The 26774-nt window shown below is 65.0% G+C and carries 25 protein-coding genes; 15 read left to right on the plus strand and 10 right to left on the minus strand.

What is annotated here, in order from left to right; genetic code table 11:
* Nucleotides 1-59: 59 nt before the first annotated feature.
* On the minus strand, nucleotides 60-1010 hold the full coding sequence (locus F462_RS06145; RefSeq protein WP_018141144.1) for a PDC sensor domain-containing protein: 951 nt from the start codon (nucleotides 1008-1010) through the stop codon (nucleotides 60-62).
* A gap of 145 nt (nucleotides 1011-1155) precedes the next feature.
* Here F462_RS06145 and F462_RS06150 point away from each other — a divergent pair, with 145 nt between their 5' ends.
* Complete coding sequence (locus tag F462_RS06150) at nucleotides 1156-1662, plus strand: GNAT family N-acetyltransferase (protein ID WP_038052457.1); 507 nt, start codon at nucleotides 1156-1158, stop codon at nucleotides 1660-1662.
* A gap of 185 nt (nucleotides 1663-1847) precedes the next feature.
* The gene (locus F462_RS06155) at nucleotides 1848-2165 is read left to right on the plus strand and encodes a response regulator (protein ID WP_038052459.1); all 318 of its coding nucleotides are present in this window, start codon (nucleotides 1848-1850) and stop codon (nucleotides 2163-2165) included.
* Nucleotides 2166-2207: 42 nt separating this feature from the next.
* On the opposite strand, the gene F462_RS06160 is transcribed toward F462_RS06155, so the two are convergent.
* Nucleotides 2208-3338 (minus strand): acyl-CoA desaturase, encoded by a 1131-nt coding sequence (locus F462_RS06160; RefSeq protein ID WP_038052461.1) that lies wholly within the window; start codon nucleotides 3336-3338, stop codon nucleotides 2208-2210.
* Between the two features lie 255 nt (nucleotides 3339-3593).
* Here F462_RS06160 and F462_RS06165 point away from each other — a divergent pair, with 255 nt between their 5' ends.
* The 3 genes from F462_RS06165 (at nucleotide 3594) to F462_RS06175 (ending at nucleotide 6638) form a co-directional block, all read left to right on the plus strand.
* On the plus strand, nucleotides 3594-4505 hold the full coding sequence (locus F462_RS06165) for a DMT family transporter (RefSeq protein WP_038052463.1): 912 nt from the start codon (nucleotides 3594-3596) through the stop codon (nucleotides 4503-4505).
* 205 nt (nucleotides 4506-4710) lie between these two features.
* On the plus strand, nucleotides 4711-5475 hold the full coding sequence (locus tag F462_RS06170) for a ParA family protein (protein ID WP_244270851.1): 765 nt from the start codon (nucleotides 4711-4713) through the stop codon (nucleotides 5473-5475).
* Between the two features lie 161 nt (nucleotides 5476-5636).
* Nucleotides 5637-6638, plus strand: a complete 1002-nt coding sequence (locus F462_RS06175) for a 2-hydroxyacid dehydrogenase (RefSeq protein WP_038052468.1) — start codon at nucleotides 5637-5639, stop codon at nucleotides 6636-6638.
* A gap of 125 nt (nucleotides 6639-6763) precedes the next feature.
* On the opposite strand, the gene chrA is transcribed toward F462_RS06175, so the two are convergent.
* Both chrA and F462_RS06185 read right to left on the minus strand, forming a co-directional pair.
* Nucleotides 6764-8125: a chromate efflux transporter gene (gene chrA, locus F462_RS06180; protein ID WP_038052470.1), complete on the minus strand. Its 1362-nt coding sequence runs from the start codon at nucleotides 8123-8125 to the stop codon at nucleotides 6764-6766.
* Nucleotides 8126-8222: 97 nt separating this feature from the next.
* Nucleotides 8223-9236 (minus strand): class 1 fructose-bisphosphatase, encoded by a 1014-nt coding sequence (locus F462_RS06185; protein WP_038052473.1) that lies wholly within the window; start codon nucleotides 9234-9236, stop codon nucleotides 8223-8225.
* 208 nt (nucleotides 9237-9444) lie between these two features.
* On the opposite strand from F462_RS06185, the gene F462_RS06190 reads away from it, so the two are divergent.
* Entirely contained in the window at nucleotides 9445-10710 is a 1266-nt protein-coding gene (locus tag F462_RS06190) for a 6-phosphofructokinase (RefSeq protein WP_038052475.1), read from the plus strand.
* A 16-nt stretch (nucleotides 10711-10726) separates the two neighbouring features.
* On the opposite strand, the gene F462_RS06195 is transcribed toward F462_RS06190, so the two are convergent.
* The gene (locus F462_RS06195) at nucleotides 10727-10945 is read right to left on the minus strand and encodes a GDCCVxC domain-containing (seleno)protein (protein ID WP_038052477.1); all 219 of its coding nucleotides are present in this window, start codon (nucleotides 10943-10945) and stop codon (nucleotides 10727-10729) included.
* A 155-nt stretch (nucleotides 10946-11100) separates the two neighbouring features.
* Between F462_RS06195 and F462_RS06200 the strand changes: the two genes are divergently transcribed.
* The 3 genes from F462_RS06200 (at nucleotide 11101) to F462_RS06210 (ending at nucleotide 13143) form a co-directional block, all read left to right on the plus strand.
* Nucleotides 11101-11538, plus strand: a complete 438-nt coding sequence (locus F462_RS06200; protein WP_038052479.1) for a hypothetical protein — start codon at nucleotides 11101-11103, stop codon at nucleotides 11536-11538.
* Nucleotides 11539-11684: 146 nt separating this feature from the next.
* Nucleotides 11685-12110 (plus strand): PA2779 family protein, encoded by a 426-nt coding sequence (locus F462_RS06205; RefSeq protein WP_038052481.1) that lies wholly within the window; start codon nucleotides 11685-11687, stop codon nucleotides 12108-12110.
* Nucleotides 12111-12117: 7 nt separating this feature from the next.
* Entirely contained in the window at nucleotides 12118-13143 is a 1026-nt protein-coding gene (locus tag F462_RS06210; protein WP_244270852.1) for a PA2778 family cysteine peptidase, read from the plus strand.
* Between the two features lie 141 nt (nucleotides 13144-13284).
* On the opposite strand, the gene F462_RS06215 is transcribed toward F462_RS06210, so the two are convergent.
* Nucleotides 13285-13512, minus strand: a complete 228-nt coding sequence (locus F462_RS06215) for a hypothetical protein (protein WP_018141168.1) — start codon at nucleotides 13510-13512, stop codon at nucleotides 13285-13287.
* 97 nt (nucleotides 13513-13609) lie between these two features.
* On the opposite strand from F462_RS06215, the gene coaD reads away from it, so the two are divergent.
* From coaD to ggt, 3 genes are read left to right on the plus strand one after another with little or no spacing between them, the layout of a single operon-like run.
* Complete coding sequence (coaD, locus tag F462_RS06220; protein ID WP_018141169.1) at nucleotides 13610-14098, plus strand: pantetheine-phosphate adenylyltransferase; 489 nt, start codon at nucleotides 13610-13612, stop codon at nucleotides 14096-14098.
* A gap of 41 nt (nucleotides 14099-14139) precedes the next feature.
* Complete coding sequence (locus F462_RS06225; protein ID WP_018141170.1) at nucleotides 14140-14391, plus strand: YfhL family 4Fe-4S dicluster ferredoxin; 252 nt, start codon at nucleotides 14140-14142, stop codon at nucleotides 14389-14391.
* A gap of 8 nt (nucleotides 14392-14399) precedes the next feature.
* Nucleotides 14400-16112 carry a gamma-glutamyltransferase gene (gene ggt, locus F462_RS06230; RefSeq protein ID WP_038052486.1) on the plus strand — a complete coding sequence of 571 codons (1713 nt, stop codon included), beginning with the start codon at nucleotides 14400-14402 and terminating at the stop codon, nucleotides 16110-16112.
* A gap of 253 nt (nucleotides 16113-16365) precedes the next feature.
* On the opposite strand, the gene rpsT is transcribed toward ggt, so the two are convergent.
* A complete protein-coding gene (rpsT, locus tag F462_RS06235; protein WP_018141172.1) occupies nucleotides 16366-16635 on the minus strand; it encodes a 30S ribosomal protein S20 in 270 nt (89 codons plus the stop codon).
* 218 nt (nucleotides 16636-16853) lie between these two features.
* Here rpsT and F462_RS06240 point away from each other — a divergent pair, with 218 nt between their 5' ends.
* Nucleotides 16854-17327, plus strand: a complete 474-nt coding sequence (locus F462_RS06240; RefSeq protein WP_369772031.1) for a DsrE family protein — start codon at nucleotides 16854-16856, stop codon at nucleotides 17325-17327.
* Nucleotides 17328-17702: 375 nt separating this feature from the next.
* Here F462_RS06240 and uvrD read toward each other — a convergent pair whose 3' ends face one another.
* Entirely contained in the window at nucleotides 17703-19913 is a 2211-nt protein-coding gene (gene uvrD, locus F462_RS06245; protein ID WP_038052492.1) for a DNA helicase II, read from the minus strand.
* Nucleotides 19914-20082: 169 nt separating this feature from the next.
* Between uvrD and F462_RS06250 the strand changes: the two genes are divergently transcribed.
* Both F462_RS06250 and odhB read left to right on the plus strand, forming a co-directional pair.
* The gene (locus F462_RS06250; RefSeq protein ID WP_038052495.1) at nucleotides 20083-22893 is read left to right on the plus strand and encodes a 2-oxoglutarate dehydrogenase E1 component; all 2811 of its coding nucleotides are present in this window, start codon (nucleotides 20083-20085) and stop codon (nucleotides 22891-22893) included.
* Between the two features lie 35 nt (nucleotides 22894-22928).
* Nucleotides 22929-24221, plus strand: a complete 1293-nt coding sequence (gene odhB / locus F462_RS06255; RefSeq protein ID WP_038052497.1) for a 2-oxoglutarate dehydrogenase complex dihydrolipoyllysine-residue succinyltransferase — start codon at nucleotides 22929-22931, stop codon at nucleotides 24219-24221.
* 58 nt (nucleotides 24222-24279) lie between these two features.
* Here the strand turns inward: odhB and ubiB are convergent, their stop codons facing one another.
* Both ubiB and F462_RS06265 read right to left on the minus strand, forming a co-directional pair.
* Entirely contained in the window at nucleotides 24280-25965 is a 1686-nt protein-coding gene (ubiB, locus tag F462_RS06260; RefSeq protein WP_038052500.1) for a ubiquinone biosynthesis regulatory protein kinase UbiB, read from the minus strand.
* Nucleotides 25965-26585 carry a ubiquinone biosynthesis accessory factor UbiJ gene (locus F462_RS06265; protein ID WP_038052507.1) on the minus strand — a complete coding sequence of 207 codons (621 nt, stop codon included), beginning with the start codon at nucleotides 26583-26585 and terminating at the stop codon, nucleotides 25965-25967. Before F462_RS06265 ends, ubiB begins: the two co-directional genes overlap by 1 nt.
* Nucleotides 26586-26774: the final 189 nt, after the last annotated feature.

Raw genomic sequence — 26774 nt, forward strand, 5'->3', positions numbered from 1 at the left:
GGTTGGCGTTGCCCCATCATCGCGCAGACGGGCCTGCGCTGTCAGTTCATCTTTGCGGGTCAGCCCGTGGCGCCGATCCAGAACTCGATGGAGCGGCCGAGGAACTCGTCCCAGGTCATGTAGTGGGAGCCGTCACAGGAGAAGGTCAGGCTGACCATGCCGTTGAACAGGTTGATGGAGGCGGAGCGTAGGTAAACGGTCTCATCCGCGTAGCGCAGCGTCTTCAGTCCCTCCAGCACGGGACCAACCTTGTCCTTCGGGATCAGGGCCTCTTCGGGATAGGGCTCATGCGGGAAGGCCAGGCAGACGTCCGGGTCTCCCAGAGACTCGTGGGTAAGGATGCGGTAGCGGTACGGGTCCTCGGTCGTCCACAGCGTGGCGCGCGAACTGGAGAAGTGGAACACGCCCTGAAATACGCCGCGCTCGGTGAATAGCTCCTCGATGATGGCCAGGGCGGTATCCATGTTCTGGTCCATCAGGCTTTCCGTACGGCTTTGCAGGAACAGCGTGCCGCGGATGGACGGATCGCCCTTGATCTGGCGCCACTCGTTGGGTTCCTCGTACAGGTTTTCGGAGAAATCCGGCAGGTTGCGCAGGTCGAAGTCGGCGCCCAGAAAACCCAGGGCATTACCCTCGTCGTCGCGCACCAGTTGCAGCGCGGTCAGCGAGGGTCGCCGTCCGAGCAGGCTGATGTAGGCGTCCGACAGCAAAAAGCCGTCGGCGGGCACCACTTCCTTCATATAGGGGCGTTGCGACCGGTCGCGACCGAAATGCTCCGGCAGCACCCCGCTGCGCGAGATATTGTCGGAGAGCTGGATGCCCTTGGTATTCAATGCATAGACGAATGTGGCCTCCGGGATCTGGCCAATCGCCTCCTCAAGGATCGAGTCGAGGTCTTCGCGGCGCGGCCAGGCTGAACTCAGGCGGTTGGCGATCACCGTAAGGGTGTCGTGTAGCTTGTCTTCCAGGTAGGCGCGCTGGTGTTCGATCGCTTTTTTCAGTTCCGTCATGGTGCGGTGTCGTCTCCTTTCGGTGCGGCGCGATTATCCCCGATTGGGGATGTCGCTGTCGTGACGCGGTCGAACCGCATGTCTCGGGGCACTTTGCACCGGTACCCGGGTCCGAGCAGGAACCGTGCCGACCACGAGCTACGCCATGCCCGAGACTGTTGCCCTCCGAGCCGCCCGACCCGACGATCTTGACCCGATCAATACCCTGGTAGCGGAGGCCATCGAGGACTGGCCGCTGCCGGAACGCGTCCGGCGGCTGGCGTTGCCGGCCTACCGCTATACCGAGGCGGATCTCATGTTCCTTGAGGTGCGCGTCGTGGAATCGGCCGGTCAGGTGTTGGGCGTTGCCGCCTGGGAGCATGCGGGCCCCCGCGAACTGCCCGGCGGCGTATCGGGCGGTCTCCTCTTGCACGGGTTGTACGTGGCCCGCGCGGCACGCCGAATGGGTATCGGCAGCCAGCTTGTCGATACCTGTCGGGCCGCCGCGCGCGAGGTGGGTGTAGCCGGCGTGCTGGTCAAGGCCCAAGGCTCGGCCGCCGGCTTCTTCGAGGCCATGGGCTTCATACCCGTGCCCGTCCGGGACCGTGATCGCGATTACGAACAACGCTATTGGATCCCCGACCATCCCACGGACAACGATGGCGTGCGGTAATACAGTCCGCGCGAGAAGGCGGGTTCTTTGACCCTGTAAACGAGTCCTGCGCATGCTTATTGGATGGAACGCAAACATTACTCACGTGATCGGCGATTGGCCGAGCGCATGAGACCCCCCGATGTTTGATGAGCAAGCCCGCCATGCTGCCCACCTCACCCACATCAGCCTGCGCCGGATAAGTCATGCAAATCCACCTGGACACACCCGACCTGATGACCCGTGTTCGGCTCGAGTCCCGCTGGCGTTCGGCCGGCGCCAACGTCACCAGTAGCCAGATGCCCGGCCATCCAGACCTGGTCGTCGTCGACCTGGGCACCCGAGGTGTTGAGGCTATCGCTGACTGGCGCCAGCGTTATCCGGAAGCCAGGATTCTTGCCTTCGGCCCACACGTGGAGGGTGAGATGCTTAAGGCTGCGCGACAGTCCGGCGCGGACGAAGTCGTCGTCCGCGGCAAGGTCGCCGACCGCGTCGCCGCCAAGCTGGAAAGTGATCGCTCCTAGAGGCGTTTGGACGTTACAGTCCACGCGCGCCGGATCGGACTATTACGCTGGCGTGTGGCACGAGGCCGCCAGCGCGCGCAGGCGGCGGCGTTGCATCTTGAGGCGGTATTCCAGCTCCTTGAACTGGGTACGCAGTTCGGTGCGCACCCAGCGATCGTTCACGGCCTCGCGCCCGGCCCGCATTTTGCGCGCCTGCACCTCCTGCCATTGGGTCACGGTGTCGCGAAAGCGCTGATATTCCCTTTCGACGGTCGAGCGCCAGGTCTCGTGCATCTGCTCGGCCTCGCCCGCAGTTAGCAGGCGGCGGAACTCGGTGTGGAGGCGTGCCCGCAGGATCTTGAAGTGCGGCGTCCAGCGCCGGTCATGCACCAGCCCCAGCCAGGCGCACAGGTTGATCAGCCACTTCGACGGGTCGTACTGCCACCAGCGGGCCCCGTTGCGGTAGTCCGCCTGAAAGGCGTGGTGAAAGTTGTGGTACCCCTCGCCCCAGGTCAGCAATGCGACCAGGCCGTTGTCTACCGCGGTGTTTTCGTCACTGTAGGGACGCAGGCCCCACCAGTGCGCCAGGGAGTTAATAAAGAAGGTGAAGTGGTGGCTGAGGGCGAGGCGAAGAACACCTGCCAGCAACAGCATGCCGACCACATCCCCGAGTATTAGTCCGAGAAGTAGCGGCAGGCCCAGGTTCAGTGACCACACCAGGGTCCAGTAATGGCGGTGTTGCCACATCACCACCGGGTCCTTTGTCAGGTCCTTCACCCGTGAATAGTCGGCCTCGCTGGTGGGCCAGTTGCGTAGCATCCAGCCCATGTGGGCGTGCCAGAAGCTGCGCTTGATAGAGTGCGGGTCGCGCTTTACATCATCTACATAGCGATGATGGACGCGGTGGCGGGCGCTCCAGTTGTAGATGCTGTTCTGGAGCGCCATGGCTCCGCAAAGCGCCAGGATCACGCGCAAAGGCCCCCGTGCCTTGAAGCTGCGATGCGCCCAGAGCCGGTGATATCCGACTGTGATGCCCAGTCCACTCAGCACCATGAAAAGCCCGAAGAACAGCCAAGCAGCACTGCTAAAGCCCTGGGTGAGACCCCACCAGGGCACCAGCGTGATCGCGGCCAGGTTGGTCAGTACAAAGAATATGGCGGTCGACCAGACAATGGGAGGGGAGCGTTCGTACATAGGGAACCCTGTTGGCGGACGGGATGAGCCTAGAGGCTCATCTGCTCATACAAGCTCCGACCGCCGCCGTGCCAAAAAATGCGCAACATTGGGAAAGATTCATCCCGTTGCCCCTTGGGTTCGCGCCCTTTTTTAACGGCCGATGATCGCTCTGTATGATGAATGCCGCATAAACCGCGGTGCGGCGCGCTACTCAGCATGCCCGTACCGACCTCAATCGCACCACGCTGAATACGACAACAAAGGGAGCCACTGATGGGGTTGGGTGTAGGATTCGTGGTGCTCGCCGCGCTCTTCTGGGGCTTGTCGGGTGGGATCGGCGGTATCTTGATGGCCGAAGGCTGGGATGCCTTTGTGGTCTCGTTCTATCGGGGTGCGATTGGCCTTTTGTTTGTGCTCGCGTGGCTCGCCTGGCGGCCGGGTGGTAGCGGGCTCGGGAATCCAAGGTTGTGGTTCTGGTCGGCCGTCGCCGGCCTTGGCGTGGCGGGTAACTTTGCGTTCTATTTCGTAAGTATCGCGAATGGAAGCGTAGCGGTTGCGGCCACGCTGATGTACACCGCGCCCGTATTTGTCTACATCGTCTCCTTCGCCCTGAAACTGGAAACGCCCACCACACTCAAGTTGGTCGCGATCGCGGTGGTCATGGTCGGCATCGTGATGCTTACCCAGATCTACGACACGGGCGCGGGCGGCGTCACACTCATTGGTGCTGGTGCGGGCATCCTGGCCGGCGTGTCTTACGCGCTGTTCATATTCGGCTTCAAATATGCCGGTTCGCATGGCAGTCCGCAGGCGATCCTTTCGATCGCATTCGGAGTGCTTGTCATTCTGCTGATGCTGCCGGGCGACAATACCCAGATGGTGGCGGTACTCACCACCACGGACTGGCCGTTATTTGCAGCGCTTGGTGTGTTCGGGGCGGGCCTGTCGTTTGCGCTCTACATCAACGGCCTCAAGTACACCGCGCCTGCTGTGGCCTCTATCGTCGCGATGATTGAGCCGGTCACTGCCACGCTGTTCGGCGTCGTCGTGCTGCATGAAAGCCTGGCTCTCGTGCAGGTCCTCGGCATGGCCCTGATTCTGGTCACGGTCACCGCGCTTAGCGTCTTCTCGCGCGCCACGCCGCCGGCGTTGGTCAAGGATTCAGAACGGGACTCGGAGGCGTAATGGGCGCTGGCTGCAAATGCGCCGACCGGTGGCCATAAGCCGCTCGGATACGAGCCATGGTGATCGCCCTCCTGAGTGACATCTCTATGGCGACGCCTAGCTACGTTGAGTTGACCAAGGTGTTTCTCTAGGAAAGCGCGGCCCACGGTGACAGGCAGCCGCCGCCGTGTGGTAGCTTCCCTCGCTTGTCTTGGAGCGTGGGGGCATGCACAGCGGGCTGATGAAGACCATCGCGTTCTACAACCTGAAAGGTGGGGTCGGAAAGACCTCCGCGGCCGTCAACTGCGCCTGGCTGGCGGCGGCATCCGGGTTGCGCACCCTGTTCTGGGATCTGGACCCTCAGGGCGCCGGTGGCTGGTATCTGGCACCCGGGCAATCCGGAAACGGGAGGCTCAAGAAGCTCCTCTCGGGAAAGCTCCCGGTCGGCCGGCTCGTCACGTCCACCGCCTACGAGAAGCTGGACCTGATCCCCTCCGATCTGGCCTACCGTCATCTTGATCTGCTGATCCGGCAGCATGCCGATGGGGCCGATGCCCTGTCGAAGCTGATCGCACCGTTCGGGGAGGACTATGCTCTGGTCGTCCTGGACTGTCCGCCCAGCCTTTCGGATCTGGCCGAGCAGGTCTTTGTGGCCAGCGACGCCATCCTGTTGCCCCTGGTCCCGTCCCCGCTCTCGTTGCGGACGTTCGAGCAGACGCGCGATTTCGTTAAGGAAAAGGGGCTTGGGCACAAGCAGTTGTATCCGTTCTTTTCGATGGTGGACCGACGTCGCAACCTGCATCGCAATCTCCGCGAACGGCCGCCCCCGTTACTGAAACGATTGCTTAAGACGGAGGTTCCGTACGCCGCCAGCGTGGAGCGAATGGGTGAAAAGGGACTCCCATTACCCGTGTTTGCCGGGAACGATCCCGCTACGCAGGCGTACCGCGCCCTGTGGGATGAGATCGTGAAGACGGTCAATATCTCGTAACGTTTGGGCGGATTGCGTCACCCCCTTGGGCATCAGGGTTCGTCTTCTCGAAACGTTAGGCGAGGGCGACCGCAATCAATGTTTGTTCCCTCCGCAGGCTTGGCCCAAGGGATGTCTCAAGCCAAGATGGTGATGCCCGCCGATCTTTGGAGTCCACGTTGATGCAAGTTGCCGTATTCAGTACGCAGGCCCATGACCGAGAATTTTTGGCTCCGGCCTTTCAGGAGGCGGGTTTCGAGGCCCGGTTCATCGAGGACAAGCTCGATATGGAAAGTGTGGCCCAGGCCGAGGGCGCGGGGGCGGTATGTGCGTTCGTCAATGATGATCTCGGTGCGTCGGTGCTGGATCGCCTTTCGGAGTATGGAATCCGTGCGATCGCCCTGCGTTGCGCCGGTTGCGACAACCTGGATCGTGAGCATGCCCGAAGCCTAGGCATGCAGTGCGCGCGGGTGCCTGCCTACTCCCCGAATGCGGTTGCCGAACATGCGCTGGCGTTGCTGCTGGCGCTCAACCGCCATATCCCGCAGGCCTGGGCGCGCGTCCGGCAGGGCAATTTCGGCCTGACGGGACTGGTGGGCTTTGATCTGGCGCAGTGCACGGTCGGGGTGATTGGGACCGGCAACATCGGCGCCGCCTTCGCCCGGGCTATGCAGGGGATCGGGTCGCGTGTGCTCGCGTACGACCCGTATCCCAATGCCGAATTGCAGGCGGCGGGGGTCGAATACCGCGAGCTGGAGGATCTGCTGGCAGTCTCTCAGGTAGTGAGTCTGCACTGCCCGTTGACGCCCGAGACCCGCTACCTGATGGACGCGGAACGCATCGCCCGCCTGCCACGGGGGGCCATCCTGATCAATGCCGGTCGCGGGAAGTTGTTGGATACCGACGCTGCCGAGGCGGCGCTGATCTCAGGCCAGTTAGGTGGGTTGGGGCTCGATGTCTACGAGGACGAGGCGGGTCTGTTCTTCTACGACTGGTCGGCGGATGGGCTGCCGGATGAACGTCTGGCGCGCCTAATGCAGCGCGACGATGTGCTGGTCACCGGCCACCAGGCCTTTTTGACTCGCGAGGCCCTGAGCAGCATCGCGCAACAGACCACCGACAATCTGCATGCCATGCTTGAAGACCCGACGGCGGGCGCGATGCTCGACGGCCGGATCGTGTAGCAACTCGTCATCACGAGAAGCGCAGCGACGTGGTGATCTCCAAGCCGCGGGTCCCGGCCTGTGGGTTGCCACAACGTGTCTTCGATGACGAGCCGCTCTCGTGCCTCCCCGCCCTGTACTAAGCCCTACAGCAAGAGCTGATATCCAGCGCCGAGGGCGGCGCATACAAGAATTAGTGGGATGATGCCGACCCGGAAACGGGCCAGGGCAATAAATGCGGCAATCCCCAGCAGGGCGGAAAACCACTCGAAGGCACCGTCAAAGCCGGCGGGCCAGAGGACGTGCCAGGTGAAGAACACGGCCAGGTTCACAATCACGCCGACGACGGCTGCGGTAATCCCGGTCAATGGGCCGGTGAAGTGCAGATCGCCCCGGGTCCGTTCGACCAGCGGCGCGCCGATCAGGATGAACAGGAACGACGGCAGGAAGGTGAAGAACGTCGCGACCAGCGCCCCGAGCAGCGCGGCCAGGAATACCTGATCCGGGCCGAGAAAGGCCTGTGTCCAGCCGCCGATGAAGCCGACGAACGTGACGACCATGATCAGAGGCCCCGGCGTGGACTCGCCCAGCGCCAGCCCGTCGATCATCTGGGTCGGGCTCAGCCAGCCATAGGTCTCCACCCCACCCTGATACACATAGGGCAGCACCGCGTACGCGCCGCCAAAGGTGACCAGCGCGGTCTGGGTAAAAAACTGGCCCATGCGGGTCAGCGTGCCGTCCCAGCCGAACACCGCGAGCAACGCGCCGAATACGGCGGCCCACAGGCCCAGGCCCACCACCAGAAATCGTACGACTCGCAGCCAGCGAAACTGCATCCAGGGGGCGGGCGGCGTGTCGTCGTCCACCACCGTCGGGCCGCGGGTCTCGTGGGCGCCGTCACCGTGGGATTCGCCGCCACGAAAGCGCTCCGGCCACACACGGCTGCCCAGCCAGCCGAGGATGCCGGCCGCGATGATGATGTACGGGAACGGGATATTGAGCGCGAAGATGGCCAGGAAGGCCGCGATCGCCATCAACCACAGCAGGCCATTGTTGAGTACCCGTCCGCCGATGCGCCAGCCGGCGTACACGATGATCGCGACCACCGCCGGCTTGATGCCATAGAACACGGCCTCCACCGCCGGTACATCGCCAAAGGCCAGATAGACCCAGGACAGCCCGGTGATCAGGAGCAGCGACGGCAGGATGAACAGTAAGCCTGCCATCAGCCCGCCAAAGGCGCCGTGCAGCAGCCAGCCGAGATAGGTGGCGAGTTGTTGGGCCTCCGGTCCGGGCAGCACCATTGCGTAGTTGAGCGCGTGCAGGAAACGCTTCTCCGAGACCCAGCGGCGGCGCTCCACGACCTCGTCGTGCATCATGCCGATCTGTCCGGCCGCGCCCCCGAAGCTGATAAACCCCAGTTTCAGCCAGTAGCGAAAGGCTTCGCCGCGTGTCGGCGCCGGGGGCCGTTCGGCGGAGCTTGGTTGTGGCTCATGGGGCTCGGTCATTGGATTCTTTCGCTGAGGGTGAGCGGTGCGAGCCCGTCACCATTAAAAAGGCCCGGCGCCTTGCGGGGCCGGGCCGGAGACTGCAGAGGGCGCTGGATCAGCCCTCGTTGTGGTAGCCGGTAATGCGCTCCACTTCGTTCTTCGCGCCCAGGACCACCGGCACGCGCTGGTGGATGCCCTCGGGGCTGATGTCCATAATGCGCTCGCGGCCGGTGGTGGCGGCGCCGCCGGCCTGCTCAATGATGAAGCTCATCGGGTTGGCCTCGTACATCAGACGCAGCTTGCCGGCCGTGCCCTTGGCCTGCATCTTGGTGTCCATTGGATACAGGAACACGCCGCCGCGCGACAGGATGCGGTGCACTTCGGCCACCATGGAGGCGACCCAACGCATGTTGAAGTCCTTGCCGCGGGTGCCTTCCTTGCCGGCCAGGCATTCGTCGATGTAGCGCTTGACCGGGGCCTCCCAGAAGCGGCTGTTGGACATGTTGATCGCGAATTCCTGGGTGTCTTCCGGGATCTGCACGCTGTCCTTGGTCAGCAGGAACTCACCGAAGTCCTTGTCCAGGGTGAACATCTTCACGCCCTGGCCGGTGGTCATCACCATCATGGTGGACGGGCCGTACAGGCAGTAGCCGGCGGCGACCTGCTTCGTGCCCGGCTGCAGGAAGTCCTCGGTCTTGGGATCGGTCACGCCTTCCGGGGCCTTCAGGATGGAGAAGATCGTGCCGACGGAGACGTTCACATCGATGTTCGAGGAACCGTCCAGCGGGTCGAACAGGACCAGGTAGTGGCCGCGCGGCTCGTTGGCAGGCATCTCGCAGATCTCGTCCATCTCTTCGGAGGCGAGGCCGGCGGCATGGCCGTTGTGGCTCAGGCTCTCGATGAACACCTCGTTGGTGATGATGTCGAGCTTCTTCTGCGTCTCGCCCTGCACGTTCTCGGAGCCGGCGGAGCCGAGAACGCCGACCAGGTCGCCCTTGTCGACGAGGTTGGAGATCTTCTTGCAGGCCACGGAGATATCGTTCAGCAGACCGGTAAATTCGCCGGTCGCGCCCTGGATGCCGCGCTGGGTTTCGATGATGCAGTTGGTCAGAGTGGTACCGATATGCATGATGCAATCCTGATGCTGTTGTGAATGAGGGCGACGCCGCGCGCTTGGGGTGCACAGGCACCTTGACGGGGCGAGCAGCCCCGGCGCGTCGGGTGTCAAAGGCGGCATAGTGTAGCAAAAGCACCCGGAGAGGCCGATCCGCCGCATTCGTCCGCCTGGCATTGAACCTGCAGGGCATCCGGGATGAAACTGAAAAAGGAGGGTTCGCATGCCGCAGAACGCGTTATATGCCCAGTCCGGTGGAGTAACCGCCGTCATCAACGCCAGCGCCTGGGGCGTGATTGAGGCGGTGCGGGGCCACCCGGCCCACTTTGGCAAAATCTATGCGGCGCGTGATGGGATCCTCGGCGTACTGCGCGAAGAGATTATCGATCTCGACCAGGAAGACCCGCTAACCCTGGCCGCCCTGCGCCATACGCCGGGCGGGGCCTTCGGCTCCTGCCGCTTCGATCTGGGCGATCCGGACAAGGATCCGGAGCAATACGAGCGCCTGGTGGAGGTCTTCCGTGCCCACGACATCGGTACGTTCTTCTACAACGGCGGCGGTGGTTCCATGGATACCGCGCTGAAGATCGCCAAGATGGGGGATCGCATGGGCTTCCCGATCAAGGCGATCGGTGTTCCCAAGACCATCGATAACGACTTGGCGGTGACCGATTCCAGCCCCGGTTTCGGCTCCGCCGCCAAGTTCATCGCCACGGCCGTGCGTGAGGCCAGCCTGGACGTGGAGTCCATGCACACCAGCTCCACGAAGGTCTTCGTGATGGAGGTGATGGGTCGGCATGCCGGATGGCTGGCAGCCGCCGCGGCTCTGGCCCAGGAGTTCGACGGCCAGCCGCCGATGCTGATCCTGTTTGCCGAGATTCCGTTCGACCAGGATGACTTCCTCGAGCACCTGAACCGCACCATCGAGCGCCATGGCTACTGTGTGGTGGTGGTCTCGGAAGGACTCAAGAACCCGGATGGCGGTCTGTTCTCGGTGGCCCAGGACCATGACGTCTATGCCTACACTCAGCTTGGCGGAGCGGCGCCGCGTCTGGCCGAGCTCATCCGCGAAAAGACTGGGCACAAGCTGCATTGGGCGGTAGTGGACTACATCCAGCGCGCCTCGCGGCACATCGCCTCGAAGGTGGATGTCGAGCAGGCCTACGGGTGTGGTCGTGCGGCCGTGGAGGGCGTCGTCGCCGGCGAGGATGCCTTCATGCCGATTATTCGGCGCGACTCGGATGACCCCTATCGTTGGAGTATCGGCTTTACGCCGCTGGAGACCGTGGCGGATATCGAGCAGGGCATGCCGCGCAGGTTCATCACCCCGGATGGCTACGGCATTACCCAGGTCGCGCGTGATTACCTGCGTCCGCTAATCCAAGGCGAGGATGCGCCGCCGTTCGAGCGCGGGCTCCCCTGCTACCCGCGCATTCGGGGCGAGCTCCTGCCGAAGAAATGCCCGCCGTTTGAGGTCAAGACAGAATGATCGTCGAGCGAAAGCGTTAGGTGCTGCAACAGCCGCCACCGTCCGGTTGAATGGGCGGGCAGGGGACGGTGCCGTAGGAACAGAACACGCAGCAGTCCCCGGGCAGCGGCTTCAGCAGCGACCCGCAGCCCGAGCACTCGTAAAACCACTGGCAGGCGTCGGTGGGCATCGATTCCGACTTCTGGTGCCCGCATTCCGGGCAGGTCAGGATTGAATTCAGCTGGGTTTCGTTCATTTCCGTTTCAGTTCGGTTTGGGAGAATGGGCCCATAACCGCTTGGTGGAGCGGCCAAAAAAACCGCGTCAGATACCCGGAAACGGCACGAATTCCACCAGTTTGCGTCCAACGAATGACGAGCCCGCGCAAGACGGGCCCAGAATCCACTACTGGATGGAGGACATCATGCAATCGCGAATCCTGAATCGCACCCTCGCCTTGACCGCTGCCAGCGTCCTGGCCGCGGCTTTCGTGGCCCCCGGTCAGGTCGCTGCCCAGGGAGCCTATTTTGCCCCTGCGGATGGCTCGCCGGACGAGGTGACCTTTGAATACCGCATGCGCGAGTACGGCTGTGCCAACGTGCGCGGCCAGTGGCGGGCGACCAACAATACCGACGACTGGCTGGAAGTGAGGGTGACCAAGATCGCCTATAATTGTCCCGGCGATCTGGAGGACGACGTCCGTACCTCCACTCGAGTTTGGCGCACCCTCGGCCCCGGTGAAACGAAAGAACGGACCCGCGACGACTCGGTCTGTGGTGGGGCCTGGGCACGTGGAGTCGAGGTCCAGGAGTACGAAGTGAATGTGATCGACCCGCCGGACGAAAGCTAGTCTTGTGACCAAGCGCAAACGGGGCGGGGTTCCGCCCCTGTCACTAGAGTGACCCCGGCCGCGATTTTGTTGTCGCGGCCGGTTTTTTTGTCGCCCTGGCGCGCTACACTTTGAGCGGTCACTCACCGCGTTCCAGGAGCCTTCTCATGCGCACTGTTTTGTCCCGTCGAGTCCTCTCTGCCCCTGCGGCCTTCCTGGTCGCGTTGGCACTGACCCTGCTGCCCGCAACGCCCGCATTCGCCGAAGTCGGCATGCTGGATACCGGGAGCATGATCCAGCAGGCCAGCGCGGACGATACCCGCGCCCAGCTATTGGAGCAGCTCAATGACGCCGAGGTTCGCGCCAAGCTGGTCGAGATGGGCGTGGATCCCGAGCGCGCGGAGCAGCGCATTGCACGGCTGACCCCTGACGAGCTCGCCCGATTTGAGGCCCACATGGAGACCGATCCGGCCGGTGCTGCTGGCAGCGTTATCGGCGTGGTCGCCATCGTGTTTGTGGTGTTCGTGATCCTGGACGCGGTGGGCGTGACCGACATCTTCTCGTTCGTGGGTCCGGCCCGCGCGAATCGCTAGCCCGACCATGACCTCGATCCAACCACGGCGAGCCCCCGGGCTCGCCGTTCTTCTTTTGGGCTTGGTCCTGGTCACTCTCGTGGTAAGCGGGTGCGCCACGGCGCCGCAAAGCGCGGGCCTGGCGAGCGAACGCCCGGCGGATCTGCCGACGCGCGTCGAGCTGACGGACACGCCCTTCTTTCCCCAGGACGACTATCAGTGTGGCCCCGCCGCCCTGGCCACGGCCCTGAATGCCCGCGGTATCGACGCCGAGCTGGAGGACCTGATCGACGAGGTCTATATCCCCGCCCGCCAGGGCAGCCTGCAGGCGGAAATGCGCGCGGCGGTGCGCGCACGTGACCAGGTCGCCTACCGGATCGAGCCCCAGATGGAGACCATCCTGCGCGAGGTCGCGGCCGGTAATCCGGTGGTGGTGTTCCAGAATCTCGGGGTCGCCCTGATCCCGGAATGGCACTTCGCGGTGGTGATAGGCTATGACTTGGAGGACCAGGAGCTCTTCCTGCGCAGCGGGCCCATCCAGCGCCACGTGAATTCCTTCGCGCGCTTCGAGCGCACCTGGGCGCGGGGTGAACGCTGGGCCTTTCTGGTGATGGCGCCGGATACCCTGCCGGCCACTGCGACCCCTTTGCGCTGGCTGCGGGCGGTCAACGAGCTGGAGCAGACAGGCCGTCTCGGGGCCGCCGCCACGGGCTACGAAACCGCGATGGAGCGCTGGCCGGACGAACCGATCCCCTATGTGGGCCGCGCCAATGTCGCGTTTGCCCAGGGCGATCTGTCCACGGCGGAGGATGCCCTGCGTACGCTCGTCGAGCGCGATCCCGCCCGGCACGAAGGCTGGAACAACCTGGCGCATGTACTGGTCGCCCGCGAGTGTGGCGAGCCGGCGCGGGAGGCCGCGAGTTGTGCGGCGGCGCTGGCGGGGCCGGGTACCTACGCCCGCGCCCTTGGGCTTGCGGCAGAGGCGCCGGATGGCGGGAGCGAGTGCCGCGCTCTGCCCCCTTGTGCCGCACCCCTCGGGGCGCGTGCAGATTAGTCAGGATCTACGGGCGCGGCGATTGAACCCTTTGTGCTCGCGAGTCGCGCGGCGATCCGCCCGGCATCTCCCGGGAACCTTCCGAGATTGCCGCGCTGCGCTCGTCTTGACCGTTCCTCCAAAACGCCGCCAGAGTGATGGTCAGGCCTTGCGCTTTTCCAGGGTCTGTTCGGCGTGTTTCAGCACCAGCCCCAGGTTCTGTTTTTCGACGTCGGTGACCTGTGGGTCGTTCTTGACGGCCTGCCGCAGATGTTCGACCAGCTGCGCCAGCTCGTCGCGCGAGATCTGGTGAAAATTGAAGCCGCCGCCGTAGCGGGTCTCCAGTTGATCCCAGTAGTCGGCCAGCGGGGGGCGGTAGTCGTCAGTCATCAGGCAATCCTTGGTTCGGGCAGCGGGCGTGGGACGTATTTTGTCTGCTCGCGGTGCTTGCGGTCTAATGGGGGTTTCCCCGGCCGGCCTTTCGTCCATGTCCGTAACTGCCATTTACCCCGGTACCTTCGATCCGATCACCCACGGCCACACCGATATCGTGCGCCGGGCCGCGCGGTTGTTTGATCGGGTGGTGGTCGCGGTGGCGGCCAATCCCAACAAGGGGCCGGCCTTTCCGCTGGAGACCCGCGTCGCCCTGGTCAAGGAGGCGGTGGGTGATATCCCCGGCGTGGAGGTGCAGGGTTTCGACGTGCTGCTCGCCCACTTCGTGCATCAGCAGCAGGCCAATGTCATTCTACGTGGGCTGCGTGCGGTGTCGGACTTCGAGCACGAATTCCAGCTGGCGGCGATGAACCGGCAGCTGGCCCCAGAGGTCGAAACCTTGTTCTTGACCCCGGCGGAGGAATACAGCTTTGTCTCCTCCAGTCTGGTACGGGAAATCGCCCGCTTGGGCGGGGACGTCTCAAAATTCGTAAGCCCCGGCGTGGCGCGGATGCTGGCTGGTCACAACGGTGACGAAGCCTGACCCTGCCGGGCTTTCGCCACTGACTCGACGAGGAATGCCCCATGGCCCTGATGATCACCGATGAATGCATCAACTGCGATGTCTGCGAGCCCGAGTGCCCGAACGAGGCCATCTACCCGGGGGACGAGATTTACGAGATCGATCCGAACCTGTGCACCGAGTGCGTAGGGCACTTCGACGAGCCGCAATGCCAGGACGTCTGCCCAGTGGACTGCATCCCGCTGGATCCGGATCGCAAGGAGACCCGCGAACAGCTGCAGGCCAAATACGAAGCCTTGATGGCGGCCAAGTAAGCCGCGCCATGCGTTGGCATCGTCCCCTGCTGGTTGCGGCCACTCTGGTCGCGTTTTCCCTGGCAGCCCCGCTGGCGCTGGCGGGGCCCGGGCAGCATGCGGTGGCGACGGCTCACCCGGCTGCAACGGCGGCGGGGGAGCGCGTGCTGCGGGACGGCGGTAATGCCTTTGATGCCGCCGTCGCCATCACCGCCGCGCTGGGCGTGGCCGAGCCCTACGGCTCCGGTCTGGGTGGCGGCGGTTTCTTCCTGCTGCATGAGGCGGACTCCGGCCGCAGCATCATGGTCGATGCCCGCGAAACGGCCCCTGCCGAGGCGGACCGCGACATGTACCTGGACGCGGACGGCGACGTGATCGACGGGCTGTCGCTGGATGGCGTGCTGGCGGCCGGGATCCCCGGTATGCCGGCGGGGCTGGATCACATCGCTGGGGCCTACGGGCGGCTGTCACTGGCGGACAGTCTGGCACCGGCGATTGAGCTCGCCGAAGACGGAGTGCTGATCAGCGGGCGCTATCTGCAGATGGCGGGCTTTCGCCACCAGGCGCTGCGGGACGGCGCGGCCGCCCGCGATGTGTTTCTGGTGGATGGCAGCCTCCCGGACGAAGGCGCCACGCTGCGCCAGCCCGATCTGGCCGCCACGTTGCGGCTCCTGGCCGACCGGGGGCGGGATGGTTTTTACCAGGGAGACCTGGCACAGACCCTGGTAGAGGGCGTGCGCAAGGCCGGCGGCATCTGGACGCTGGATGACCTGGCGGGTTACGAGGTGGTCGAGCGCGAACCCGTGCGTCTCGCCTATCGCGATGCCGAGATCACCACGGCCTCCCCGCCGTCTTCCGGCGGGGTCGCGATTGGCCAGATCCTGAACATCCTCGCGTTCTACGACCTTGAAGCCCTGGCGCCGGACATGCGCACGCACCTGATCATCGAGGCGATGCGTCGGGCGTATCGTGATCGCGCCGAGTACCTGGGCGATCCGGATCACGTCGACATGCCGCTGGAACGTTTGCTGTCGGAGGACTATGCGGCCGGCCTGCGCGCGACGATCCATCCTGACGCCGCCACGCCGAGCCGCTTTCTGCCTTTGTCGGTGGAGCCGCAGGCCGACCTCCCGGACGCCAGGGATACCGAGAGCCGCCAGACCACCCACTTCTCGGTGATGGATGCCGATGGCAACCGGGTGGCGGCGACCCTGACGCTGAACTACCCGTTCGGGTCCGGCTACATGGTCCCCGGCACCGGCGTCCTCCTGAACAACGAAATGGACGACTTCTCGGCCAAGCCGGGCGAGCCGAATGCCTATGGCCTGGTCGGGTTCGAGGCGAACGCCATCGCCCCGCAGCGGCGCCCGCTGTCGAGCATGAGCCCAACCTTCGTCGAGACTGGGGATCGCGTCGCGATCCTCGGCACCCCGGGTGGCAGTCGCATCATCACCATGGTGCTGCACGGCGTGCTCGGCATCATTGAGGGGGATTCCGTCAGTGACGTGGTCGCGGCCCCGCGTTATCACCACCAGTACCTGCCGGACCGGGTGGAACACGAGACCGGGGCCTTCGATGCCGAACTCCGCGGCCAGCTCGTCTCGCGGGGCCATCAGCTGTTACCCCAGGTGCGCCCGTTCGGCGATATGCACGCCATCCTGTGGGAGCGTTCCGCCGACCGTCTGGAGGCCGCCTCCGATCCGCGTGGCGAGGGCGAGGCGCGCGTCTTCCAGCTGCAGTAATCGAAGCCCTTCAGGTGCCCGTCATTGCGAACGCAGAGCGGCAATCGCTGAGCCAGTCTCGAGCAGATCGCCGCGTCGTTGCGCGACTCGCGATGACGGGCTGGATCTGGGCACTGAACGAAGAATCGGGCGTTCGCCCGTGGTGGGATTTGTCTGAAAGTCATCCACGCAAAAAGCCGCGCCCCAGTACCGGGGCGCGGCTTTTCGATTCACTGCCAACCGGGCCGGCTGGGCCAGCCCGCAAGCCTGGGGCTTAGCCCTGGGCCAGGTCGCGGATGCGGGCGTTCAGGCGGCTCTTGTGGCGGGCCGCCTTGTTCTTGTGCACCAGGCCCTTGCTGACGGTCTTGTCGATCACCGGCACCGCCTGCTTGTAGGCCTCGGCCGCGGCCTGGGCATCGCCCTTGTGCAGCGGCTTGAGCACGGCCTTCATGGCCGAACGGAAACGGGAGCGCAGCGCCATGTTGTGGGCGCGGTTCTTGACCGCCTGACGGGCCCGCTTACGGGCAGAAGCAATATTTGCCAAAGTACTTCCCTCGCGTTGAATCGCTAGGTTCCGGAAAAGGCGGCGAGCATACCGAAAATGCAGATGCCGGGTCAACCAGAACGATCGTACTGTTGAGGATGGTGTCGGCCCGCAGAAGCGTCTACTGTGTAAGAAAAAGGCCACCAAAAAAGGAGCGCGCCATGTTTTCCGTCGCCCTGCAACAGCCCCGCACTCACGCCACCGGGATTGGTGTTGGCATGCTGTTGACCGCATTGCTGATTGCCAGTCTGGCGTTCATGCCGCAGGCCAAGGCGTTCGAGCCAGAAGCCAAGGTCGTCTACCACGCGGACTTCGCTGATCCACGTCGGTTCTCCGCGATGCTGACCAGCATCAACAACATGATGACGTACTACCAGGACGAGTTCATGGATGTGGACGTGCGCATCGTGTTCGTGGCCCACGGCATCCGCTTCCTGACCGACGACAACCTGGCCGATACCCCGTTCGAGGCCGACGAGGAGCTGAAGGAAGAGCGCGAGACCCTGCGCGGTCGGCTGATGAGCCTGGCCTCCACGCATGGTGTGCAGCTGGAATTATGCGAGATCACTCGCTCCCAGATCGGGCTTGACGAAGACCTGATCTATGATCACGTGAACTTCGTGCCTTCCGGCGTGGTGCGCGTCGCGGAGTTGCAGAACGAGGAAGGCTTCGCCTACATCAAGATTGAGTGATCGTTGCGCGTGCTCATGATCACAAGCCCCGCTTCGGCGGGGCTTTTTTGTGTCACCACGAAGCGCACGAAGACACGAAGGGGGTCAAGGGCGTTTGCGCCACAGAGGGCACAGAGAACACGGAGAAATCCCGCGAAGAGGGGCAGGAATGTGACGAGCGCATCGCATCTTGTCGCTATTGAGGAGGTCATCGCGAGGAGCGAAGCGACGTGGTGATCGGGCTGGGATCCCCTCCAGTGTTACCCAAAAGATTGCCGCGCTGCGCTCACAATGCCAGCCCTATCAATCCAGCCTTTTTCTTCCTGCCTCCCCACCTTCCTGTAAATCGCCCTGGACCTTCTCCGTGCCCTCTGTGTTCTCCGTGGTCAAAAAAGCCTAGCCCAGGACTTCCAGCTTGGCGAAGCCGAGGACCAGCCACTTGGAGCCGGCGTGGGCAAAGTTCACCTGGACGCGGGCTGAGTTGCCGGAGCCCTCGAACTGGGTGATCAGCCCTTCGCCGAATTTCGCGTGGTGGACGCGGGCCCCGATTGCGAGCCCGGCAGCGCTTGCTTCGTGGGCCCGCGCATCCATGGTGCCGAAACCCTCGGCGGCTTTGCGCCGGCTGGCGGCGAAGCGCCCGGCGCCATACGGGGAGGCCTGCGGGCGCAACACCTCCAGGGCGCCTTCCGGGATCTCGTTGATAAAGCGCGAGGCGACGTTGTAGGACTCGCGGCCGTACAGGCGCCGGGTCTCGGCGTGGATCAGGTACAGCTCCTTCTCCGCGCGGGTCATGCCGACGTAGGCCAGGCGGCGTTCCTCTTCCAGGCGCCCGGGCTCTTCCAGTGAGCGGGCGTTGGGGAACAGGCCTTCTTCCATCCCGGTGAGGAATACCAACGGGAACTCCAGGCCCTTGGCCGAATGCAGGGTCATCATTTGCACCGCGTCCTCATGCGGGTCGGCCGCGCCCTCGCCGGCTTCCAGCGCGGCGTGGGCGAGGAACTCGGTCAGCCGATTGCCCTCGCCTTCCTCGCTCTCGGCGGTGGACTCCATGTCGAAGGCGCGCGCGGCGCCCACCAGTTCGTCCAGGTTCTCCAGACGCGCCTCGCCGCGCTCGCCCTTCTCTTTCTTGTAGTGCTCGCGCAGCTCAGCGCGGCCGATCGCCTGTTCCACCTGGTCGGCCAGTGGCTGGCGCGGGAGATCCTGCTGCAGGGTGCGAATGAGTTGAACGAAGCCGGCAACGGCAGTACGAGCCCGTCCTGGCAGCGCGTCGGAATCCACCGCGTGAGTTGCAGCCTGCAGCAGGCTGGTGTCGGCGGCCTGTGCGGCCTGACGCAAGCCCTCCAGGGTCTTCTCGCCAATCCCGCGCGGCGGTTGGTTGACCACGCGCAGGAAGGCGGCGTCGTCATCGCCGTTGCCGGCCAGGCGCAGGTAGGCCAGGGCGTCACGGATCTCCTGGCGTTCGAAGAAGCGCAGGCCGCCATAGACGCGATAGGGCATGCGGCGGGCGATGAAGGTCTCTTCCAGCACGCGCGACTGGGCGTTGGAGCGGTAGAGGACCGCGCACTCGCGGTACAGCCCGCCCTGGTCCACGTGGCGGGCGATGGTTTCGGCGATGAAGCGTGCCTCTTCCTGCTCGTTCAGCGCGGTGTACAGCCGTACCGGTTCGCCTTCCTTGTCCTCGGTCCACAGCTCCTTGCCCAGACGTCCGGAGTTGTGCCGGATCAGGGCATTGGCGGCGTTCAGGATGTTGGCACTGGAGCGATAGTTCTGTTCCAGACGCACCACCTGGGTGCCGGGGTAGTCCTTTTGGAAGTGCTGGATGTTCTCGATCTTCGCGCCGCGCCAGCCGTAGATCGACTGGTCGTCGTCGCCGACGGCGAACACCGGGCTGTCGCCGGCCAGCAATCGCAGCCACGCGTACTGGATGTCGTTGGTGTCCTGGAATTCGTCGACCAGCACGTGGCGAAAGCGGGTGCGGTAGTGCTCCAGCAGGGCCTTGTTGTCGCGCAGCAGCTCCAGCGAGCGCAGCATCAGCTCGGCGAAGTCCACCACCCCGGCGCGCTCGCAGGCCTGCTGGTAGGTGGTGTAGACGCGCACCCACTGACGCGCGACCGGATCGCCGGTATCCGGGAGGTGCTCCGGGCGCGAGCCCTCGTCCTTGCGTGCGTTGATGTACCACTGCGCCTGTTTCGGTGGCCAGCGCGATTCGTCCAGTTCCAGGCCGCGCAGCACGCGCTTGACCATGCGCAGCTGATCGTCGGAGTCGAGGATCTGGAAACTCTGCGGCAGTCTCGCCTCCTGCCAGTGCTGGCGCAGCAGCCGGTGCGCCAGCCCATGGAAGGTGCCAACCCACAGGCCTGTGGCCGGATGTCCCAGCAGGGTCTCGATCCGCCCGCGCATCTCGGCCGCCGCCTTGTTGGTAAAGGTAACCGCCAGCAGGCTGTGCGGGGCCACGCCTTCCACGCCGATCAGCCAGGCAATGCGGTGCACCAGTACGCGGGTCTTGCCGGAGCCGGCACCGGCCAGGACCAGCACCGGTTGCGGTGGGGCGGCCACGGCCTCGCGCTGGGCCGGGTTCAGGGAATCGAGCAGGGGGGAGACATCCATGCGCGAATGGTAGGGAAACCCGGCCGGAATCGCACGTTCGGCACGCGGGCCGTGTGCCTTCGGCAGGGCAAACGCGCTACTCTCGGAGACAGCCTTCTTGCGACACGCAGGAACCTCACGTGTCGATCAGGTCCCAAGGGTAGGCGCATCAGGAATGGGAAGACCGCGAATGAACGAGATGCCATCCCGGCACCGGCTGGACAGCCCCGTTTCCGGCCAGGAACTGCACCCGGACAACCTCGCCTTCGCCGAGGGGCTGCTGGAAAGCTACCGCGAAGACCCCGATTCGGTTCCGCCGGCCTGGGCCGATTACTTTCGGTCCCTGGAGGGTGCGGCACGTCCGGAGCGTCGCCGCCGCTCCACCGATCGGCCGGATCTCGCCCACGAGCAACTGCAGATCCGCGTCCTGCAGTTCATTAATGCGTACCGTTATCTCGGCCACTTTGGTGCCCGCCTGGATCCGCTGGAGCGCGAGTCCCCGGAGCCGCCGCGGGAACTAAGCCGCGAGCACCACGGGCTGGATCAGGTGGGGCCGGATGTCACGTTCGATCCCGGTTCGCTGTTTATCGAGGGCCGGGTGTCTCTGGATACCATCGAGCGGGTCTTGAAGGAGACCTACTGCGCCAGCATCGGCGCGGAATATATGCACATCATGGCCACCGACGAGAAGCGCTGGCTGCAGGAGCGTCTGGAGTCGGCGCACGGCCAGTTCGGTTTTGACGGTGATACCCGCCTGGCCATCCTTGAGCGCCTGACGGCCGCCGAGGGTCTGGAGCGCTATCTGCACCGGCGCTACGTCGGGCAGAAGCGTTTTTCCCTGGAGGGTGCGGAGAGCCTGATCCCGCTATTGAATGCCCTGGTCCAGCGCGGTGGCGCGCGCGGGTTGCAGGAGCTGGTGGTGGGTATGGCACACCGCGGGCGCCTGAATGTCCTGGTCAACCTGTTCGGCAAGTCCCCGGAGGAGTTGGCCAACGAGTTCGAGGGCCGGCCGCGCGACGACCGCGGCACCGGGGATGTGAAATACCACATGGGCTTTTCCTCGGACCTCGAGACCCCCGGGGGGGCGGTCCATCTGGCCCTGGCGTTCAATCCCTCGCACCTGGAGATCGTGACCCCGGTGGTCGAGGGCTCCGTGCGCGCTCGCCAGGTGCGCGTGGGCGACCGCAAGGGCAATCGGGTGATGCCCGTGGTGATCCATGGCGACGCCGCCTTTGCCGGGCAGGGCGTGGTCATGGAAACCCTGAACATGTCCCAGACCCGGGGCTTCTCCACCAAGGGCACCGTGCACGTGGTGGTGAACAATCAGATTGGCTTTACAACATCGACGCTGAAGGATGCGCGTTCGACGCATTATTCGACCGATGTCGCCAAGATGGTGAATGCGCCCATTCTGCACGTGAATGGCGACGACCCCGAGGCGGTGGTGTTCGTGACCCAGATCGCGCTCGATTACCGCATGCGCTTCGGCAAGGATGTGGTGATCGATCTCGTCTGCTACCGCCGCCAGGGCCACAACGAGGCGGATGAACCAGCGGCGACCCAGCCGCGCATGTACCACCGTATCCGCGAACTGCCGACGACCCGTGAGCGCTATGCCAAGCGCCTGATCCGTGATGGCCTGACCACCGAGGATGCGCAGGAACAGGCCGTGGAGGACTATCGCGGTCGTCTGGACGCGGGTCAGCCGGTGGCACTGTCCCTGCTGCGCGAGCGCAACGGCCATGCCAGCTCCTCGACCAATTGGGGCCCCTACGTGAATCAAACCTGGGACCAGGACGTGGATACCGGTGCCCCCGCCGACCGCCTGGCGCGCACCCTGGAACAGCTTTCGACGTCCCCGGAGGGTTTTCGTCCGAATGACCGGGTGCAGAAGATCCTGGAGGCGCGCGTGGCCATGGCGCGCGGCGAGCAGCCGCTGGACTGGGGCGCCGCCGAGACCCTCGCCTATGGCGCGCTGATCCAGGATGGCTACCGCATTCGCCTGTCCGGGCAGGACTCCAGCCGTGGCACTTTCTTCCATCGCCATGCCGTGCTGCATGATCAGGAGACCGGCAAGGCGATCGTCCCGCTGCGCCGCCTGGACCCGGATCATCCGCGTTTCCTGGTGATCGATTCGCTGCTCTCCGAGGAGGGTGTGCTGGCCTTCGAATACGGCTACGCGACGGCGGCGCCCGAGGCCCTGGTGATCTGGGAGGCGCAATTCGGCGACTTCGTGAACGGCGCCCAGGTGGTAATCGACCAGTTCATCTCCTCCGGCGAGCAGAAATGGGGGCGTCTGTCCGGGCTGACCCTGTTGCTGCCCCATGGCTACGAGGGCCAGGGACCGGAACACTCTTCGGCGCGCCCGGAGCGCTTTCTGCAACTGGCCGCGCAGGAGAACATGCAGGTCTGCGTGCCGACCACACCGGCGCAGATGTTCCACCTGCTGCGCCGGCAGATGTTGCGCCCCTACCGCAAGCCACTGATCGTGATGACCCCCAAGAGCCTGCTCAGGCACAAGGATGCGGTCTCGGGTCTCGACGCGCTGGCCAGCGGGCAGTACCAGACGGTGATCGACGACGCCGGTGTCGAGGACCCCGGCAAGATTAAACGCGTGCTGATGACCAGTGGCCGGATCTTTTATGATCTGGCCGCCCGCCAGTCCGAGGGTGAACACACCGATACCGCGATACTGCGCCTGGAGCAGTGCTACCCCTTCCCCGAAGAGCGTATGACCACGCTGCTCGGTCGCTACCCGGAGGCGGACGAATTCGTCTGGGTCCAGGACGAGCCGGAGAACCAGGGCTATCTGGAGTTTGTCGCCCCGCGCATTAACCCGTTGCTGGCGGTGCGTGGCCAGACCCTGCACGCGGTCGCTCGGCCCCCGGCCGCCGCACCGGCCGTTGGTTATCCCGAGGTGCACAAGGCGCAGCTAAAGGATTTGCTCGAGCGCGCGTTCGGGCCCATAAGCTCGCGCGACACGCCGCATCCGACACCCTGAACATTCGACACTGAAGCACAGCACAAGGAAGCGAGATGGCATCCGATCGCACCCCGATCCAGGTCCCGGAACTCCCCGAATCGGTCGCCGACGCGACCGTGATTGCCCTGCACAAGAAGGCCGGTGATTCCGTCAAGCGCGATGAGCTCATCGCGGAGCTCGAGACCGACAAGGTGGTTCTCGAGGTCTCGGCGCCCAGCGCGGGCACCCTGGTCGAACTTTCCGCCAGCGAGGGTGACGTTGTGAAGGCCGATGCGATCCTCGGCTACCTGGGGCCGGCCGAAGCAACCCCAGCGGACGCCGACGACGAGGAGACCACCGACGAGACCTCTCCTGCGAAGGCATCGACGCCCGCCGCGACCTCGAAGTCCGAGACCGCGACGGATGGGGGGGAGCCGGAATCCGCTGGCAGTCCGCCCCCGCCATCGCCGTCCATCCGCCGTCTGCTACAGGAGGCCGGGCTGCGGGCCGAGGAGGTCGAGGGCACGGGCGAGGATGGGCGCATCCAGCGCGAGGACGTGGAGCGCGCCCGAAGTCAGCGTTCAGGTGACGGCGGGGAGCCGAGGGCGCCTGCTTCGAGGGAGGGCCCGCGGCCCGAGCCGCGTCCAGCCGTGTCGGGTGAGCATGCCGGGCGCATCGAACGCGTGCCGATGACCCGGCTGCGCGCCCGCATCGCCGAGCGCCTGCTGGAGGCCAAGCAGTCCACCGCGATGCTGACCACCTTCAACGAGATCGACATGTCCGCGGCGATGGCCCTGCGCGGTCGCTACAAGGAGAGCTTCGAGAAGCGCCACTCCATCAAGCTCGGTTTCATGGGCCTCTTTGTGGCCGCGGCCAGCCGGGCGCTGGAGCGCTTCCCGGTGGTGAACGCCGCCCTGGATGGCGAGGAGATCGTCTATCACCACTACAGCGATATTGGGATTGCGGTGTCGTCCTCGCGCGGGCTGGTGGTGCCGGTGCTGCGTGATACCGGCAACGCCTCGATCGCGGAGATCGAGCGGCGCATACGCGACTTCGCCGAGCGCGCCCGCGACGGCAAGCTGGATATCGACGAGCTGCGCGGCGGCACCTTCACCATCACCAACGGCGGTGTATTCGGCTCGCTGTTCTCGACGCCCATCCTGAACCCGCCGCAAAGCGCGATCCTGGGCATGCACGCGATCAAGGAGCGCCCGGTCGCGGTGGATGGCGAAGTGGTAATCCGGCCGATGATGTATGTCGCGCTGTCCTACGACCACCGCCTGGTCGACGGCGCCGACGCCGTGCAGTTCCTGGTCGCGATCAAGGACGCCATCGAAGACCCGGCGCGCCTGCTCCTCGACGTCTGAATTCGGCTCAGACCCGGCCGCTGGCTACGACTGAAGCCGGTCGCCGATGACGAGTCAATCAGTCATCCGTTGCCGGGCGACGGCGCGGGCCGGGGCGCAGGCTGAACAGGAGCACGCCGGCGCCAATCAGGGCGAGCGGCCAGACTGGCCAGGCTAGGCCCTGCCAGGCGGCGACCTCGAGTTGCGTGGCTAGCCCTGCCAGGGCCAGCAGGGCGACGCCGGCCCAGCCTTCGTTGCGGCGTCGGGACTGGCGCCGCAGCCCATCCTCCAGCTCGAGGATCTGGTGGCGCAGGGCGGCGTCGCGCTCGGCGCGCTGTTCCTCGACCGTCAGGGCCTTTTCCAGATGCATGGGCAGTTCCGGCAAGTGCGCTAGCAGGCGTGGCAGGTGCTGTTGCGCATTGCGGATGAAGGCGCGCACGCCCATGCGCTCGTGCATCCAGTCCTCGATGAACGGCTTGGCGGTGGTCCACAGGTCCAGCTGCGGGTAGAGCTGGCGGCCCAGGCCCTCGATGTTCAGCAGGGTCTTCTGCAACAACACCAACTGCGGCTGGACCTCCATGTTGAAGCGCCGCGCGGTCTGGAACAGGCGCAGCAGGACCTGGCCGAAGGAGATCTCGTCCAGTGGGCGCTGGAAGATCGGCTCGCAGACGGTGCGGATGGCCGCTTCGAACTCGTCCACGCGGGTGTCTTTCGGCACCCAGCCGGACTCCACGTGCAGTTCGGCCACGCGGCGGTAGTCGCGGTTAAAGAAGGCGTGGAAGTTCTCCGCGAGGTAGCGCTGGTCGGAGTCCAGCAGCGAGCCGACGATGCCGAAGTCCACCGCCAGGTAGGTCGGGTCGTCCGGGTGGGTGGCATCGACGAAGATGTTGCCCGGGTGCATGTCGGCGTGGAAGAAGTTGTGCTGGAACACCTGGGTGAAGAAGATCTCCACCCCGCGCTCGGCCAGCAGCTTCAGGTCTACGTTGCGTTCGCGCAGTGCGGCGATATCGGCGACGGGAATACCGCCGATGCGTTCCATCACGAGCACGCTGCGGCGGGTGTAGTCCCAGATGATCTCCGGGATGTACAGCAGGTGGCTGTCCTCGAAGTTGCGGTGGATCGCGGCGGCGTTGGCGCCCTCGCGGATCAGATCCAGTTCGTCGGTGACGGTCTTTTCGTATTCGTCCACAACCTCGCGCGGACGCAGGCGCTTGGCCTCGGACCAGTAGCGATCGGCGAGGTCCGCGATCAGGTGCATGACCTCGAGATCCGCACGGATGGTCTTGAGGATGCCGGGGCGCACCACCTTGACCACGACCTCGCGTCCATCCTGCAGCGTGGCCGCGTGCACCTGGGCGATGGAGGCGGAGGCGATCGGCGTGTCCTCGAACGCGGCAAAGGCGATGCTGATGGGGCGTTCGAGCTCGGCTTCGATCAGTGCCCGGGCCTGGTCGCTGGGGAACGGCGGGACGCGGTCCTGCAGGCGCGCCAGTTCGATCGCGATGTCGTCCGGGAGCAGGTCACGGCGAGTGGAGAGCATCTGCCCGAACTTGATGAAGATCGGCCCCAGGTCCTCCAATGCCCGACGGATGCGCTCCCCGCGCGTGCCCTCGGTACGGCGGAACCAGTTCCAGGGGGCGAGATAGAGCAGGAAGCTAAGCGGGCGCAGCGGCTTCAGCGTAAACAGGATGACATCGAGGCGATAGCGCACCAGGACCCGCGCAATGGTCCACAGCCGCAAGCCCCGGTACAGCGCGCGGCGCATCAGGCCTTCCGGTCGTCGGGTTCGGAGGCGTCGGTTTCCAGCCGGCGCAGTCGGGCATCTAGGCGCGCAACCCCATCGCGCAAGTCGGCGACATCTTCGGCAAAGGCCTCGAAGGCCCCGCCCGCCGGCAGCCACTCGAGTTCGTCACGCAGATAGTCGGCGGTGTCCTCGGCGGAGCGCCGGCCCAGGTGGCGCAGGCTGTCGCGCGCCTGATCCAGCAGGTGGCGCAGTGGTCCGGCGGCCCCGGCGCCGGCAAAGCGCTCGAACAGGCCCTCCCAGTCGATCCCGGAGTCGCGCAGCGCGTGCTGCAGATCGGAGAGTACGGTGGCGTCGCCCGCGATAGTCAACCCGGAACGGTCGTCACGTGCCATCGCCGCGGCCAGCGACAGCGGCGAGCCCGAAAGTTGTACATCGACGGGTTCTTCGACACCGCCAATGACCTGCAGCCGGTCGGCGGCCCCGATCAGCGAAAGGGCCAGCCCCGGCGGTTCGATCACAATGGCGATTGCACGTCCCGCCAGACGCGCCCGGTCTTTCTCCGGGGCGCTGGCCAGGTGTTCGTTGAGCGTGGCCTCGATCAAGGCCGCGAACGGGCTGGGCAGGGCGAGGGGTTCGGTCATGATGAGGCCCGCATTTCCCTAGGGAAATACTGATGAATGTACACGCTCGCGCTCGAGTCGCTTTTGCGTGGGAACAAGGCGCGGTGACTGCCGTGCAGTCATTCTGCACAAAGGAGCCGCAACGCTGTGCGCGCGCAAAAGCGGCCGAGCCCCTGCTTTCAATGGTTTGTGGGGTTGGTACCCCAGGTT

Source organism: Thioalkalivibrio sp. ALJ1 (assembly GCF_000745395.1).
GTDB lineage: Bacteria > Pseudomonadota > Gammaproteobacteria > Ectothiorhodospirales > Ectothiorhodospiraceae > Thioalkalivibrio.

What these genes read in the sequence shown, in the direction of transcription:
- F462_RS06265 (WP_038052507.1), bottom strand. Translation starts at nt 26,585, where the DNA reads ATGACCGAACCCCTCGCCCTGCCCAGCCCGTTCGCGGCCTTGATCGAG.
- chrA (WP_038052470.1), bottom strand. Translation starts at nt 8,125, where the DNA reads ATGACCGAGCCCCATGAGCCACAACCAAGCTCCGCCGAACGGCCCCCG.
- F462_RS06175 (WP_038052468.1), top strand. Translation starts at nt 5,637, where the DNA reads ATGCAAGTTGCCGTATTCAGTACGCAGGCCCATGACCGAGAATTTTTG.
- F462_RS06155 (WP_038052459.1), top strand. Translation starts at nt 1,848, where the DNA reads ATGCAAATCCACCTGGACACACCCGACCTGATGACCCGTGTTCGGCTC.
- F462_RS06190 (WP_038052475.1), top strand. Translation starts at nt 9,445, where the DNA reads ATGCCGCAGAACGCGTTATATGCCCAGTCCGGTGGAGTAACCGCCGTC.
- F462_RS06165 (WP_038052463.1), top strand. Translation starts at nt 3,594, where the DNA reads ATGGGGTTGGGTGTAGGATTCGTGGTGCTCGCCGCGCTCTTCTGGGGC.
- F462_RS06195 (WP_038052477.1), bottom strand. Translation starts at nt 10,945, where the DNA reads ATGAACGAAACCCAGCTGAATTCAATCCTGACCTGCCCGGAATGCGGG.
- F462_RS06210 (WP_244270852.1), top strand. Translation starts at nt 12,118, where the DNA reads ATGACCTCGATCCAACCACGGCGAGCCCCCGGGCTCGCCGTTCTTCTT.
- ggt (WP_038052486.1), top strand. Translation starts at nt 14,400, where the DNA reads ATGCGTTGGCATCGTCCCCTGCTGGTTGCGGCCACTCTGGTCGCGTTT.
- F462_RS06145 (WP_018141144.1), bottom strand. Translation starts at nt 1,010, where the DNA reads ATGACGGAACTGAAAAAAGCGATCGAACACCAGCGCGCCTACCTGGAA.
- F462_RS06205 (WP_038052481.1), top strand. Translation starts at nt 11,685, where the DNA reads ATGCGCACTGTTTTGTCCCGTCGAGTCCTCTCTGCCCCTGCGGCCTTC.
- F462_RS06250 (WP_038052495.1), top strand. Translation starts at nt 20,083, where the DNA reads ATGAACGAGATGCCATCCCGGCACCGGCTGGACAGCCCCGTTTCCGGC.
- odhB (WP_038052497.1), top strand. Translation starts at nt 22,929, where the DNA reads ATGGCATCCGATCGCACCCCGATCCAGGTCCCGGAACTCCCCGAATCG.
- F462_RS06150 (WP_038052457.1), top strand. Translation starts at nt 1,156, where the DNA reads ATGCCCGAGACTGTTGCCCTCCGAGCCGCCCGACCCGACGATCTTGAC.
- coaD (WP_018141169.1), top strand. Translation starts at nt 13,610, where the DNA reads ATGTCCGTAACTGCCATTTACCCCGGTACCTTCGATCCGATCACCCAC.
- F462_RS06185 (WP_038052473.1), bottom strand. Translation starts at nt 9,236, where the DNA reads ATGCATATCGGTACCACTCTGACCAACTGCATCATCGAAACCCAGCGC.
- F462_RS06240 (WP_369772031.1), top strand. Translation starts at nt 16,854, where the DNA reads ATGCTGTTGACCGCATTGCTGATTGCCAGTCTGGCGTTCATGCCGCAG.
- F462_RS06200 (WP_038052479.1), top strand. Translation starts at nt 11,101, where the DNA reads ATGGAGGACATCATGCAATCGCGAATCCTGAATCGCACCCTCGCCTTG.
- ubiB (WP_038052500.1), bottom strand. Translation starts at nt 25,965, where the DNA reads ATGCGCCGCGCGCTGTACCGGGGCTTGCGGCTGTGGACCATTGCGCGG.
- F462_RS06215 (WP_018141168.1), bottom strand. Translation starts at nt 13,512, where the DNA reads ATGACTGACGACTACCGCCCCCCGCTGGCCGACTACTGGGATCAACTG.
- F462_RS06170 (WP_244270851.1), top strand. Translation starts at nt 4,711, where the DNA reads ATGCACAGCGGGCTGATGAAGACCATCGCGTTCTACAACCTGAAAGGT.
- F462_RS06225 (WP_018141170.1), top strand. Translation starts at nt 14,140, where the DNA reads ATGGCCCTGATGATCACCGATGAATGCATCAACTGCGATGTCTGCGAG.
- uvrD (WP_038052492.1), bottom strand. Translation starts at nt 19,913, where the DNA reads ATGGATGTCTCCCCCCTGCTCGATTCCCTGAACCCGGCCCAGCGCGAG.
- F462_RS06160 (WP_038052461.1), bottom strand. Translation starts at nt 3,338, where the DNA reads ATGTACGAACGCTCCCCTCCCATTGTCTGGTCGACCGCCATATTCTTT.